Source organism: Bradyrhizobium sp. BTAi1 (assembly GCF_000015165.1).
Lineage (GTDB): Bacteria > Pseudomonadota > Alphaproteobacteria > Rhizobiales > Xanthobacteraceae > Bradyrhizobium > Bradyrhizobium denitrificans.
On record NC_009485.1, the window covers coordinates 847880 to 861605 of the forward strand.

Below are 13726 nucleotides of genomic sequence, written 5' to 3' on the forward strand. Positions count from 1 at the left end.
TCACATCCGCGGTCCCCTCGGGTCCGCGGCCCTTCCTGTCACCACGCGCGATCCTTGACGCGCGCTTCCTCCGAGACTCACATGGCGCGTGACCAGATCGATATGACCCCGCTGCAGTCGCGCGACGAGCTCGTGGCGTGGCTCGAAGCCGGCGTGAAGCCGCCGTCCGCCTACCGCATCGGGACCGAGCACGAGAAGACGCCGTTCACGCTCGACGGTCACCGTCCCGTTCCTTACGAGGGGCCGCGCGGCATCGGTGCGTTGCTTGAAGGCATGAAGCTCCTGCTCGGCTGGGAGCCGATCATGGAGCGTGGCAACATCATCGGGCTCTATGACGTGACCGGCGGCGGCGCGATCTCGCTGGAGCCCGGCGGTCAGTTCGAATTGTCCGGCGCGCCGGTCGAGACCGTGCACCAGACACATTCCGAGCTGATGGCGCATCTGGCGCAGGTGCGCGAGATCGCGACCCCGCTCGGCATCGGTTTTCTCGGGCTCGGCATGACGCCATCCTGGTCGCGCGAAGACATTCCCGTGATGCCCAAGGGCCGCTACAAGATCATGAGAGGCTACATGCCGAAGGTCGGTCACTACGGCCTCGACATGATGTTCCGGACCTGCACGGTGCAGACCAATCTCGACTTCTCCTCGGAAGCCGACATGATCAAGAAGCTCCGGGTCTCGGTCGCGCTGCAGCCGATCGCGACCGCGCTGTTCGCCAACTCGCCGTTCACTGAAGGCAAACCGAACGGCTATCTGTCGTTCCGCTCGGAGATCTGGCGCGACACCGACAATCAGCGCTCGGGCATGATCCCCTGGGCGTTCGAGGACGGCATGGGCTTCGAGCGCTGGGTCGACTACGCGCTCGATGTTCCCATGTATTTCGTCAAGCGCGACGAAACCTATATCGACGTCTCCGGCACCTCGTTCCGCGACTTCTTCGCGGGCAAGAATCCGGCGATGGCCGGCGAGCGCCCGACCCTGTCGGACTGGGCCAATCACCTGTCCACGATCTTCCCGGAAGTCCGCCTGAAGCGCTATCTGGAGATGCGTGGCGCCGATGGCGTGCCGTGGGGCCGCCTGCCGGCGCTGCCGGCGTTCTGGGTCGGCCTGCTCTATGACGATGTCAGCCTCGATGCCGCCTGGGACCTGGTCAAGGATTGGACCGCGTTCGAGCGCCAGAGCCTGCGCGACGACGTGCCCCGTCTGGGCTTCAAGGCGCGCATCCGCAATCGCTACGTGTTCGAAGTCGCCAAGGAATGCCTGACCCTGGCGCATCACGGCCTGCGCCGGCGCGGCCGCATCGACCATCTCGGCCGCGACGAAAGCCGCTATCTTGAGCCGCTCGACCAGATCATCGATTCCGGCCGTTCGCCGGCCGAGGAAATGCTGGAGAAGTTCAACGGTCCCTGGCACGGCTCGGTCGAGCCGGCCTATGACGAATACGCGTTCTGACGGACGCAGCCCTGGCTGAGCCGGGCGGGCTCGGCGCATCCGGCCGCTCGGATGCCGCAGCGTCGTCGCGCCGCTCTTCGTCCGGGCCGGAGTTCCAAGCTTGGCGGAATTGGCGGATGGGCCCGGCTTTTTTGTTGCAGTTTGTGTCTTCGGCCCGGTCTGGCGCCGGCGCGCCCCGGTGTGGCCGTGGGCGCGTCGTGTCCGCGAGAGCCGTTCATCCGCCATACAGGTTCGTGGCGATCAAATGACGCTTCAAAATACTCAAGAAAACCTCAAGTCTAACAATGGGTCTGATGGTTCAGCGGCGGCGCGTGGGGCGCCTCATGGGGGTGTGGCTGTGGGCACTGGCGTGCCTGCTCGCGGCCGCGCGTCCGGAGCCAGCTGACGCCCAGACCTATTCCGATCGTCCCGGCGGCGACTATATGAGCGCGCCGATCGCCTCGGGCGACCCGGCCGATTGCGCGCTGCTGTGCGAGCACGACCGGCGCTGTCGCGCCTGGAGCTTCAACTATCCGACCGTGATGGAAGCGGGCGCGGTGTGCTGGCTGAAGAACAGCGTGCCGGCACGGGTGCCCGACAATTGCTGCGTCTCCGGCGTGCGCGGCGCCGGCGTCGTCGAAATCCGCAACGACGCCGTCGAAACCTCGATCGACCGTCCCGGCGGCGATTATCGCAGCTTCGACATCAAGACCACGGACCTGAAGGCCAACGACAAGGTCGAGAAGCCCGTCGACAAAGGCGCAGACAAGAGCAGCGACAAGGCGCCGGACAAGAAAGACGAGAAGGCCGCCGACGCCGAGGAGATCTGCAAGGCCGCCTGCACCGGCGACAACAAATGCCGCGCCTGGACCTTCGCCCGGCCCGGCTATGCCGGCAAGGAGGCGCACTGCTTCCTGAAAAAGGAGATCAAGCCGCCGCGGCGGCGGGCCGGCTTCACCTCGGGCGTGGTGCGGTAGCGTCCGGAGAGCGTCGATCTGCCGATGGAAGCCGTTACGACGGTGACGCTTCGGGCACCGACAGTGCACCAAACTCAGTGTCATTCCGGGGTGTGACGCGCAGCGGCGCGAGCCCGGAATCATTACTCACGCTGGTGGTTACGGATTCGGGGCTTCGCTCTTCGAGCTACAGCGGACAAACCGCGCGCCCGGAATGACAAGCGGGGAGAGCGGTGGCTCCGCATAGCCAAGTGTGAATCATTCCTCTGCGGCGATCACGGTGATCTCCGGCCATAGCGCCTTCCAGCGCGACGCCTTGGCCGCGTAGTTCGCCGCCGAAAAATTGGCCGTGATATTCGGTCGTACGATCATCTGCGCGATGTCATCGAAGCCCTTGGGCGCATAGACCTCGTATCCGCCGGCCACAGGCCGGAGGCCGACCTGCGTATTGGTGGTGAGGAAACGGTCGATGCCGTCGGTGGAGCGCGTCAGCGGCGGGTAGGGGCGGCCGTGCTTGGCGGGATACCAGAGGTGGACGCGGGCCTGGTTGCGCACCTCGACCTTGGCGTCAATGCCGGCAAGCAGTGACGCCACAAGTTTGATGACGGCGTCCTCCGCCTCCCAGGACGTGTCGGGATCGGAGTAGAAGACGTCGTAGTCGAGAATGCCGTGGTCGACGGGACGGCTGGTTCGGACGTTCCAGACGGTCTGGACCAGGCAGCCGGAGACGATCCACGCATCGGGCAAGTCCGTTTCGCGCAGCACGTGCATGATCGCCGTATTGATGGGATTGCGCAGCGCGGCTGCGATGAATTCGTCTTCGGTCATGGTCGTCGATGACGTCGAGAACGGGCGTTTGTCGGCCGCTGTCTCATACACGAAAGGTACGCCGGTGGGCAGCCGGTTTCAGCCGCGATCGATCGCGGCGAGCGCCTTCTTCGACGTCAGTGCTCGCCACTGCCGGCGCAAGAGCGGCTCCACGTCCGCGCGCTGCGCATTTGACAGGCGCAGCAGCACGATCGGATGGTCGCGGTAGTGGTCGGTGAAATAGAACAGCCTTGGCCGGTTCTCGACCAGCAGCTCGCGCTCGTCTGCAGGGATGCCCGGAAGGACGAGGCTGGCGCCGTCCTCCCTCAGCCGCGCCAGCATCTTGTTGCGCACCTTCAGCGCCAGCGTGCCGTAGGATTTTCCGTCCTCGGCCTCCGGCCACGCCAGCGCCAAGGCCCTGACGTCGTCGAAGGTCACGGTGCGGCGCGCTCAGCGCACCGCGGTGAAGAAACGATCCAGCCGGAAGCCCGACAGCCAGGCCCACACCGGCTGGTTCTTGAAGCCGAGATCCCACGAGCCGACCACCGCGTCGGCGCGGCCGACCAGATTGTCGATCGGCAGCAGGCCGACGCCGCCATCGCGCAACGAGACGCGGCTGTCGGCGGAGTTGTCTCTGTTATCGCCGAGCACGAACAGTTTGCCGGGCGGCACGGTGACTTCCGGCGTGTTGTCGAGCCGGCCATTGTCGCGCATCTTGAAGATCAGGTGCGACACGCCATTCGGCAGCGTCTCGACATAGCGATAGGCGGGCTCGTTGCGGCCGGTGTCGTCCTCGGCGTCGCCGATGCCGTCCGGCTTCAGCGCGGCGGCCTCGCCATTGATGTAGAGCTGGCCCTGGCGCATCTGGATGCGGTCGCCGGGCAGGCCTACGACGCGCTTGACCCAGGCCTGCGAGGTGTCGCCCGGCCAGCGGAACACGACGACGTCGCCACGCTTCGGCGTCTCGCCGAACAGCCGCCCGGTCTCGGGCAAGGTGATCTGCATCGGCAGCGACGACGTGCCATAGCCATACGGGAATTTCGACGCGAGCAGCGCGTCGCCGATCAGCAGCGTCGGCTCCATCGAGCCCGAGGGCACGTAGAACGGCTCGGCGATCGCGCCCTTGGCGACGAACACGACCAGGACTACGGCGGCGAGCTGTGCGAGCTGTCCGCCCCAGGTGGTGGTGTCTTTGCGCGCGGGCTTGGTCAGGGTCTTCTCGGCCGACATCTTGTCGAGGCTCATCGGCCCGTGCCTCCCACCGTGATGCGATCCATGCGCAGCGTCGGCTGACCGACGCCGACAGGCACGCCCTGGCCGTTCTTGCCACAGGTGCCGATGCCGGTGTCGAGCGACAGATCGTTGCCGATCATGCTGATGCGGTTGAGGTCGGTCGGGCCATTGCCGATCAGCATCGCGCCCTTCACCGGCGCACCGACCTTGCCGTTCTCGATCCGATAGGCCTCGGTGCACTGGAAGACGTATTTGCCCGAGGTGATGTCGACCTGGCCGCCACCGAAATTGACGGCGTAGATGCCGTTCTTGACGGAGGCGATGATCTCGGCCGGATCGCGGTCGCCGGCCAGCATGTAGGTGTTGGTCATGCGCGGCATCGGCACATGCGCATAGCCTTGCCTGCGGCCATTGCCGGTCGGCGCCATGTTCATCAGCCGCGCGTTCTGGCGGTCCTGCATGTAGCCGACCAGGATGCCGTCCTCGATCAGCACAGTGCGGCTGGTCGGCGTGCCCTCGTCGTCGATCGACAGCGAGCCGCGGCGCGACGACATGGTGCCGTCATCGACCACCGTGACGCCCTTGGCGGCGACCGGCTTGCCCATCAGCCCGGCGAAAGCCGACGTCTTCTTGCGGTTGAAGTCGCCTTCGAGGCCGTGGCCGACGGCTTCGTGCAGCATCACGCCGGGCCAGCCGGCGCCCAGCACGACGTCCATCTCGCCGGCCGGCGCGGGGACGGATTCGAGATTGACCAGCGCCTCGCGCAGCGCGCCATCAGCGGCTTCGCGCCATGCCTTGGTCTCGATGAAGCGGGCATAGGCCTCGCGGCCGCCATAGCCCTTGCTGCCGCTCTCCTGGCGGTCGCCCTGGCCAGCGACGACCGAGACGTTGACGCGCACCAGCGGGCGGATGTCACGATAGCTCTCACCGTCGGGCCTGATGATCTCGACCACCTGCCAGGTCGCACCGAGGCTCACGGTCACCTGGCGCACGCGCGGATCCTTATCGCGCAGATAGGCGTCGATCTCGCCGAGCAGCTTGACCTTGCTCTCGAAGCCCGGCGCGTCGAGCGGATTGTCGTCGCCATAGAGCCGCACATTCGTATGCGGCGGCGGGCTGGCGAAGTTGCCCGAATAGCCGCCCCTGACCGCGCTCACCGCGTCCGCCGCGCGCATCAGCGCCGGCAGCGAGACGTCGGAGGAATGCGCGTAGCCGACCGCATCGTCCTTGACGGCGCGCAGGCCGAAGCCCTGGCTGGTGTCATAGGTCGCCTGCTTCAGGCGGCCATTGTCGAAGGTCAGCGCCTCGGTCTGGCTGTATTCGAGAAACAGCTCGCCGTCGTCGGCGCCGGCCAGGCCGCGCGCAATCTCGCTGCGGACCGCGTCACGATCCAGACTGGCGCGATCGAGCAGGGAGGTGGTGGCGGGATTCGTCATGGGTCAATCCGTTGTCGGAGCGGTCATTCCAAGATAGTTGTTTTGACGTCGGGGCGCGAGGGGCTGGATGATTACCGAATTGACATGGTTGAGATCGTTCCAATCACGGCCGCTTACATCGAGAGCTTTCACCGCACGCTGGATTTTGTCGCGCGTGAACGGCGCTACCTGTCCTTTGTGCAGGCGCCACCGCTCGACTCCACGCGGGCATTCATCCTGAACAATATCCAGGAGGGATATCCGCAATTCGTGGCGTTGTCGGCAGGCGATGTGGTCGGCTGGTGCGATGTGACGCCGAAATCAGGGCCAATCGATGCCCGGGTCGGCGTGCTCGGCATGGGCCTTTTGCCGCAGTTCCGGCGCCAGGGCAATGGAACCCGGCTGATGGCGGCGACGCTGGAGGCAGCGCGGCGGGTCGGGTTCTCGCGCGTCGAGCTGAATGTCTACCGCAGCAATACGGATGCGATCCGGCTGTATCAAAAGGCCGGATTCGTTCTGAAGGCGGTGCAGCCGCGCGAGGCTCGCGACGACGGGTTCGACAAGACGCTGCTGGTGATGGCGCTGGCGCTCGACACGGGACGCTGATCGATACGGTCGCTCGGCGCGCGCCAACGATCGCCGTCGTTCACGGCAATGTGTCAGGCGTTCGGCGATAGCGCTTGCTGGTGTCAGGCCGGCTTGGTGTCAGGGCAGCTTGTCGAAGCCGTCGGCGAGGCCGTTGAGGCTCAGCGGGAAGCCGATGCCTTCCTCCGGCGTTTCGAAGATGATGAAGGTCGCGGTCTTCGCCGTCTTGAGCTGGCCGAGCAGCTTGTCGTCCAGCACCACCTCGGCGACGCAGCCATTCGGCAGGCAGCGCACGAAACCGGCGCGGCCGACATCCTGGTTGTCGAGCTTGAGGCCGAGGCCGGACGGCAGCAGCACGCCGAGCGGCGCCACCACGCGCATCAACCGGCTCTTCTGGTCGGCGGTCTTGAGCATGATCACGGTGAGGCCGGCATTGGAGCGATCCTCGGCGACGACGCTCTGAATCAGCGCGCATTGCTCGCTCTGCGCGCCCGGCGGCGTGTCGCAGCGGATCTGCCAATCGCCATGCACCGAGCGCACCGCGCCCTGTGCCTGCGCCGCGCCGGACGTGGTGAGGGTCAGGCTCATCGCCAAGCTCAGCGCCGCGCCAGCGGCAACCATGCCGGTGGTGAGTCGGGCCCAAACAGTGCTCAAACGGCGCGAGTCATTCGCAGCTGGGGTGGACATGTCAGCTGTCCTGTCCGTTGAAACCCTGATCCGGGTCGGTGCCATGCCAATTTCCTGTGGGTGATCTGCGCGTCTGACGCCAAGATACGGCAATGATGGCGTCTTGAGGACAGCGTCGGAAGCCTACGGCACGAACCGCGACGAAATATGGCCGCACCCGGTCGCGCCGCCGCGCCTCACCGAATCAGCCTCGCAGACGGCCGCTGCGCGTTGCCTACATCGCGCAGCTTGCCTGTCAAGCGCTCGTTGTCGGCGAAATCGCGCAACGTCGCAATTTCTCGGAAAATCCGCGCGTTGCTGCAGATCCTGCCCCCGGCGAAATCCGGCTCAAGACTGCATTGCGATAGATCAAGAATTATGGTTTGAGAAGAAAGATTTCGTCATTCCAGTGAACTGGCCCAGGTGCTTCTCTATGCATCCGCCCGAAGGCCATTTGTCAGGAGCGCGGATCACAACAGCGTACCGCTTCAACAGCGCGTGCGCTGAGGGGGAAAGTTCTGAAGGGAGCGCGACGACATGAAGGTGTCGAAAGGCCAATTGAGTGCCCGTTTGCTGGGCTTGGCCATGGCGGGCGTGACGCTCGTCGGGGGTGGGTCGGCGTTCGCGGAGACGGGGCAGCCGGCGCCGTGGGAGTACAAGCTGCAGGAAGCTGCCACGCCGGTGATGGAGAACATCACCTGGTTTCATGGCCTGCTGCTGACGATCATCACTCTGATCACGTTGTTCGTGCTGGCGCTGCTCGTCGCCGTGGTGGTGAAGTTCAACGCGCGCGCCAATCCGGTGCCGTCGCGCACCACCCACAACACCCTGCTGGAAGTGGCGTGGACGCTGATCCCGGTGCTGATCCTGGTCACCATCGCGGTGCCGTCGTTCCGGCTGCTGTTCCTCGAGCTCGACGTGCCGAAGGCGGACATCACCATCAAGGCCACCGGCAAGCAGTGGTATTGGAGCTACGCCTACCCGGACAATGGCAAGTTCGAGTTCGACTCGCTGATGGCGCAGGACAAGAAGCCCCGCCTGCTCGCGGTCGACAATGAGATGGTCGTGCCGGTCAACAAGGTGATCCGGGTTCAGACCACCGGCGCCGACGTGATCCACTCCTGGGCGATCCCGTCCTTCGGCGTCAAGATCGACGCCATTCCCGGCCGTCTCAACGAGACTTGGTTCAAGGCGACCAAGGTCGGCATGTATTACGGCCAGTGCTCCGAACTGTGCGGCAAGGATCACGCCTTCATGCCAATCGCGGTGCGGGTCGTGAGCGACCAGGAGTTCACCGCCTGGGTCGAAGACGCCAAGAAGAAATTCGCCAGCGCGCCGACCAGCACTTACGCGTCAGCCGCAGGCGTGTCGCAGTAGCGCGGGGACGAAACGCGAAATTGAGGGCCGCCTCTGGCGGTCCACCGGGGACACTGAGGATTGGACAATGGCGACGAACGTAGCGACCCATAGCAGCCATGACGATCACGCGCACGACCATCCGACCGGATGGCGGCGCTGGCTGTATTCGACCAACCACAAAGACATCGGCACGATGTACCTGATCTTCGCCGTGTTCGCCGGCCTGATCGGCGGCGCGATGTCGGTCGCGATCCGCATCGAGTTGATGTATCCGGGCGTGCAGCTCTTCCATGAGAGCCACACCTACAACGTGTTCGTGACCTCGCACGGTCTGATCATGATCTTCTTCATGGTCATGCCGGCGATGATCGGCGGCTTCGGCAACTGGATGGTGCCGCTGATGATCGGCGCGCCGGACATGGCGTTCCCGCGCATGAACAACATCTCGTTCTGGCTGCTGCCAGCCTCGTTCGCGCTGCTGCTGCTGTCGACCTTCGTCGAGGGCGAGCCGGGTGCCAACGGCGTCGGCGCCGGCTGGACGATGTATGTGCCATTGTCGACGTCAGGCCATCCGGGACCCGCGGTCGACTTCGCGATCCTGTCGCTGCATCTCGCCGGTGCCTCGTCGATCCTGGGCTCGATCAACTTCATCACCACCATCTTCAACATGCGCGCGCCGGGCATGACCCTGCACAAGATGCCGCTGTTCGTGTGGTCGGTGCTGGTGACGGTGTTCCTGCTGCTGCTGTCGCTGCCGGTGCTCGCCGGCGCGATCACCATGATGCTGACGGACCGCAATTTCGGCACCACCTTCTTCGCTCCCGAAGGCGGCGGCGACCCGGTGCTGTTCCAGCATCTGTTCTGGTTCTTCGGTCACCCCGAAGTGTACATCCTGATCCTGCCCGGCTTCGGCATGATCAGCCAGATCGTGTCGACCTTCTCGCGCAAGCCCGTGTTCGGCTATCTCGGCATGGCCTACGCCATGGTCGCGATCGGCGGCATCGGCTTCGTGGTCTGGGCGCACCACATGTACACGGTCGGCATGTCGTCGGCGACGCAGGCCTATTTCGTCGCTGCCACCATGGTGATCGCTGTGCCGACCGGCGTGAAGATCTTCTCCTGGATCGCCACGATGTGGGGCGGCTCGATCGAGTTCCGCGCGCCGATGCTGTGGGCCGTGGGCTTCATCTTCCTGTTCACGGTCGGTGGCGTCACCGGCGTCGTGCTGGCGAATGCCGGCGTCGACCGCGTGCTGCAGGATACCTATTACGTCGTCGCGCACTTCCACTACGTGCTGTCGCTCGGCGCCGTGTTCGCCATCTTCGCCGGCTGGTACTACTGGTTCCCGAAGATGTTCGGCTACATGTACAATGAGGGCATCGCCAAGCTGCACTTCTGGGTCACCTTCATCGGCGTGAACCTGGTGTTCTTCCCGCAGCACTTCCTCGGCCTGTCCGGCATGCCGCGTCGCTACGTCGACTATCCCGATGCCTTTGCCGGCTGGAATCTGGTGTCGTCGATCGGCTCCTACATCTCGGCGGTCGGCGTCCTGATCTTCATCTACGGTGTCGTCGACGCCTTCATGCGCAAGCAGCAGGCCGCCGCCAACCCGTGGGGACCGGGCGCGACCACCCTGGAATGGACGCTGTCGTCGCCGCCTCCGTTCCACCAGTTCGAGGTGCTGCCGAAGGTGCAGTGATCCCGACTCTTGCGACGCGGCACCGTCTCGGGCGCCGCGTCGATCTATCGATCGGCGCGCATGGCCGCGCGCCGCTGCCGTGAAGCAAAACGCTTCAGACCTGCTTTGAATTGAAGTCTGGAATCGCTGTGTCGGTCATTGATCAGAACGCCATTGCCGTCGGTCCGCGGATCTCCGAAGCCGATGTCGGCGATTATCTCGCGCTGCTGAAGCCGCGGGTGATGTCGCTCGTGATCTTCACGGCGCTGATCGGCCTGCTGATCGCTCCCGGCCATTTCCACCCGGTGCTCGCGATCACCTCGCTGCTGTGCATCGCGGTCGGCGCCGGCGCCTCCGGCGCGCTCAACATGGCGCTGGAAGGCGACATCGATTCGCTGATGTCGCGGACCGCCAACCGCCCGATCCCGCGCGGCCGCGTCACCCGCCAGGAGGCGCTGGCCTTCGGCATCACCCTGTCGTTCTTCTCGGTGCTGACGCTCGGCATCCTGGTCAATTGGTATGCCGGCGCGCTGCTGGCGTTCACGATCTTCTTCTATGTCGTCATCTACACGCTGTGGCTGAAGCGCTGGACGGCGCAGAACATCGTCATCGGCGGCGCCGCCGGCGCCTTGCCGCCGGTGGTGGCCTGGGTCGCGGCGACCGGGTCGATCGCGCCGGAGCCGCTGCTGCTGTTCCTGATCATCTTCTTCTGGACCCCGCCGCATTTCTGGGCGCTGGCGCTGTTCCGCAGCGACGACTATGCCCGCGCCGGCGTGCCGATGCTCCCCGTCGTTGCCGGTCCTGATGCGACCCGGCTGCAGATCCTGCTCTACACGATCCTCCTGGTGGCGATTGCCGCCGCGCCCTGGCCGCTCGGCTATTTCGACGCCGTCTACGGCGTCGTCTCGCTGGCGCTTGGCGCCGGCATGCTGTGGTTTGCGATTGAGGTGTTCCGCAAGCGCGAACGCAGCCAATCGCTGCGCGCCAACCGCAAGCTGTTCGCCTTCTCGATCCTGTATCTGTTCGCGCTGTTCGCGACGCTCGGGCTCGAGGCGGTCGCGCGCATGATCGCGCCGTTGATCTGGTAAGGGGCGCGAGACTGGAAAGCATGGCGACCGCGATGGCCGATCCGAATGAGCCAGAGGGCATCGTCCTCACCGAGGCGCAGCTGCGCAGCCGCCGGCGGCGTTCGATCGCGATCGCCCTGGCGCTCGGCGTGCTCGTGGTGCTGTTCTTCGCGGTGACGATGGTGAAGGGCCCCGCTGTGCTGAAGCGGCCGATGTAGATGCTGGTGTGATGCAGGACGACGCAATGGCGCAGACCGATCAGACCTCCCCGACGCGCGTACCGGCCGAGCAGGCCGCGGCGCCGGCATTGCGGCGTGGCGTTGGCCGTGACGCTGTCGTCGGCGGCATCTGCGGCACCGTCGTGGTGCTGATGGTCGGGGCGTCCTATGCGGCAGTGCCGTTCTACAATTGGTTCTGCCGCGCCACCGGTTTCAACGGCACCACCCAGGTCGCAACTTCGGCGCCGACATCGGCGCCGCTGGCGCGCCGCATCGCCGTCCGCTTCGACACCAATGTCGCCGGCGGGCTGCCCTGGAAGTTCGAGGCGGAGAAGACCGAAATCGAGGTCGCGATCGGCGAGGTGGTCACGGTCTATTACACGGTCACCAACCAGTCGGCGCGCACCACGATGGCGCAGGCCGCCTACAATGTGACGCCGCTGACCTCGGGCGTCTATTTCCAGAAGATCAACTGCTTCTGCTTCACCGAGCAGACCATGGCACCGGGCGAGACCCGCGAGATGCCGGTCGTGTTCTATGTCGATCCGGCGATCACCGCCGACCACGAGAACGACTCGCTGAAGACGATCACGCTATCCTACACGTTCTATCCCGTCCGTGAGGCGCCCAAGCCGGTCGCCGCGGGCGAGCCGGACAAACCGCGGGGCAACCTTTGACCGCGCGGATGTCCACGATCCGGGGACCTGTGCTTGTACACGAATATGTGCTGGGGCGACCGGCACCGATCTGGGGAGAGACTTGACATGGCTGAGGCGCACGCCAAGCACCACGACTACCACCTCGTCGATCCGAGCCCTTGGCCGTTCGTCGGCTCGGTCTCGGCCTTCATCATGGCCTTCGGCGCGATCGCCTGGATGCACAAGATGTTCTCCGGCGCGCCGATCGTGTTCGGCATCGGCACCATCGGCGTGCTGTACACGATGGCGAGCTGGTGGGGCGACGTCATCAAGGAAGCCCAGTACAAGGGCGACCACACCCGCGTCGTGCAGCTGCATCACCGCTACGGCATGATCCTGTTCATCGCCTCGGAGGTGATGTTCTTCGTGGCCTGGTTCTGGGCCTATTTCAACTCGGCGCTGTATCCGGGCTACGAGGTGCAGGCGACCCGCGATGCGCTGTTCGGTGGCGTCTGGCCGCCCAAGGGCATCGAGACCTTCGATCCCTGGCACCTGCCGCTGCTCAACACGCTGATCCTGCTGACCTCGGGCACGACCGTGACCTGGGCCCACCATGCGCTGCTCGAGGGCGACCGCAAGGGCCTGAAATACGGCCTGATCCTGACCGTGTTGCTCGGCGCGACCTTCACCTGCGTGCAGGCCTATGAGTACAGCCACGCGACGTTCTCGTTCGCCGGCCACATCTACGGCGCCACCTTCTTCATGGCGACCGGCTTCCATGGCTTCCACGTCCTGGTCGGCACCATCTTCCTGCTGGTCTGCCTGGTGCGCGTCTATGCCGGCCACTTCACGCCGAAGCAGCATCTTGGCTTCGAGTTCGCCGCCTGGTACTGGCACTTCGTCGACGTGGTCTGGCTGTTCCTGTTCGTCTGCATCTACGTCTGGGGCCACGGCGCCGAGACGATGGCGCACGGCGCGCATTGACGCATCCGCGCGCGCCGGCGGCGCGCAGGTTGCAGCGAAACATGTTACAAAGGGGCGGCCGTTCGGCCGCCCCTTTCGTTACGGCCGCCACGACGCAGGCAAGTCATCATGATCACGCATCCGCCCGTCACCCTGACCCAGACCATTTTGCGCGGCCTCGCCTGCCGCTGTCCGCGCTGCGGCCAGGGCAAGCTGTTCGACGGCTTCCTCACTCTGCGCAAGCGCTGCGAGGCCTGCGATCTCGATTATGCCTTCATCGACACCGGTGACGGCCCGGCGATCTTCATCATGATGCTCGCCGGTGCGATCGTGGTCGGCGCCGCGCTGATCGTCGAGGTGAAGTATCAGCCGCCATTCTGGGTCCATGCCGCGCTGTGGGGCCCGCTGATCCTGATCACCACCCTGCTGCCGCTGCGCGCCATGAAGTCGCTGCTGATCGCGCTGCAGTTCCACCACAAGGCCGCCCCCGGCCGGCTGGTGGACAAGACGCCGCGATGAGGTGTCGGGCATCCGCGGACGCTCGCCCCGGTTTTGAAGCGCTGCTCGGGTCCCGCCGTGGCGGTCCGTCCCGTGTGAGGCGGGCCACGCCGCTGACCACGCTTGAATGGGACAAAGGCCGTTGCCGCACGCACGCTGCGCTCCCTCCCCCCTCGTGGGGGACGGCTGGGGAGGGGGGTAGCCCCAACGGC

At 65.4% G+C, this 13726-nt stretch carries 15 protein-coding genes; 10 read left to right on the forward strand and 5 right to left on the reverse strand.

The window, feature by feature from the left end:
* Nucleotides 1-81: 81 nt before the first annotated feature.
* Entirely contained in the window at nt 82-1452 is a 1371-nt protein-coding gene (locus BBTA_RS03845; protein ID WP_012041133.1) for a glutamate--cysteine ligase, read from the forward strand.
* A 323-nt stretch (nt 1453-1775) separates the two neighbouring features.
* Nucleotides 1776-2408, forward strand: a complete 633-nt coding sequence (locus tag BBTA_RS03850) for a PAN domain-containing protein (protein ID WP_041750305.1) — start codon at nt 1776-1778, stop codon at nt 2406-2408.
* Nucleotides 2409-2645: 237 nt separating this feature from the next.
* Here the strand turns inward: BBTA_RS03850 and BBTA_RS03855 are convergent, their stop codons facing one another.
* The 4 genes from BBTA_RS03855 to tldD all read right to left on the reverse strand — a co-directional run bounded on the left by BBTA_RS03855 (nt 2646) and on the right by tldD (nt 5863).
* Nucleotides 2646-3215, reverse strand: coding sequence for a nucleotidyltransferase family protein (locus BBTA_RS03855; RefSeq protein ID WP_012041135.1), 570 nt, complete (start codon nt 3213-3215; stop codon nt 2646-2648).
* 78 nt (nt 3216-3293) lie between these two features.
* The gene (locus tag BBTA_RS03860; protein ID WP_041750306.1) at nt 3294-3632 is read right to left on the reverse strand and encodes an MmcQ/YjbR family DNA-binding protein; all 339 of its coding nucleotides are present in this window, start codon (nt 3630-3632) and stop codon (nt 3294-3296) included.
* Nucleotides 3633-3644: 12 nt separating this feature from the next.
* Complete coding sequence (gene lepB / locus BBTA_RS03865; protein ID WP_041751214.1) at nt 3645-4424, reverse strand: signal peptidase I; 780 nt, start codon at nt 4422-4424, stop codon at nt 3645-3647.
* Between the two features lie 11 nt (nt 4425-4435).
* A complete protein-coding gene (gene tldD / locus BBTA_RS03870; RefSeq protein WP_012041138.1) occupies nt 4436-5863 on the reverse strand; it encodes a metalloprotease TldD in 1428 nt (475 codons plus the stop codon).
* Between the two features lie 84 nt (nt 5864-5947).
* Here tldD and BBTA_RS03875 point away from each other — a divergent pair, with 84 nt between their 5' ends.
* Complete coding sequence (locus BBTA_RS03875; RefSeq protein ID WP_012041139.1) at nt 5948-6448, forward strand: GNAT family N-acetyltransferase; 501 nt, start codon at nt 5948-5950, stop codon at nt 6446-6448.
* 99 nt (nt 6449-6547) lie between these two features.
* On the opposite strand, the gene BBTA_RS03880 is transcribed toward BBTA_RS03875, so the two are convergent.
* Nucleotides 6548-7159, reverse strand: a complete 612-nt coding sequence (locus BBTA_RS03880) for an invasion associated locus B family protein (protein WP_012041140.1) — start codon at nt 7157-7159, stop codon at nt 6548-6550.
* Between the two features lie 471 nt (nt 7160-7630).
* Here BBTA_RS03880 and coxB point away from each other — a divergent pair, with 471 nt between their 5' ends.
* The 7 genes from coxB (at nt 7631) to BBTA_RS03915 (ending at nt 13535) form a co-directional block, all read left to right on the forward strand.
* Nucleotides 7631-8470: a cytochrome c oxidase subunit II gene (coxB, locus tag BBTA_RS03885; RefSeq protein ID WP_012041141.1), complete on the forward strand. Its 840-nt coding sequence runs from the start codon at nt 7631-7633 to the stop codon at nt 8468-8470.
* A gap of 67 nt (nt 8471-8537) precedes the next feature.
* Nucleotides 8538-10151: a cytochrome c oxidase subunit I gene (gene ctaD, locus BBTA_RS03890; RefSeq protein ID WP_012041142.1), complete on the forward strand. Its 1614-nt coding sequence runs from the start codon at nt 8538-8540 to the stop codon at nt 10149-10151.
* A gap of 128 nt (nt 10152-10279) precedes the next feature.
* On the forward strand, nt 10280-11218 hold the full coding sequence (locus BBTA_RS03895; protein WP_012041143.1) for a heme o synthase: 939 nt from the start codon (nt 10280-10282) through the stop codon (nt 11216-11218).
* Nucleotides 11219-11238: 20 nt separating this feature from the next.
* Nucleotides 11239-11415, forward strand: a complete 177-nt coding sequence (locus BBTA_RS03900; RefSeq protein WP_012041144.1) for a hypothetical protein — start codon at nt 11239-11241, stop codon at nt 11413-11415.
* Between the two features lie 26 nt (nt 11416-11441).
* Nucleotides 11442-12092 carry a cytochrome c oxidase assembly protein gene (locus tag BBTA_RS03905; protein ID WP_012041145.1) on the forward strand — a complete coding sequence of 217 codons (651 nt, stop codon included), beginning with the start codon at nt 11442-11444 and terminating at the stop codon, nt 12090-12092.
* A gap of 87 nt (nt 12093-12179) precedes the next feature.
* The gene (locus tag BBTA_RS03910) at nt 12180-13037 is read left to right on the forward strand and encodes a cytochrome c oxidase subunit 3 (protein ID WP_012041146.1); all 858 of its coding nucleotides are present in this window, start codon (nt 12180-12182) and stop codon (nt 13035-13037) included.
* Nucleotides 13038-13145: 108 nt separating this feature from the next.
* Nucleotides 13146-13535, forward strand: a complete 390-nt coding sequence (locus tag BBTA_RS03915) for a DUF983 domain-containing protein (protein ID WP_012041147.1) — start codon at nt 13146-13148, stop codon at nt 13533-13535.
* Nucleotides 13536-13726 lie beyond the last annotated feature (191 nt).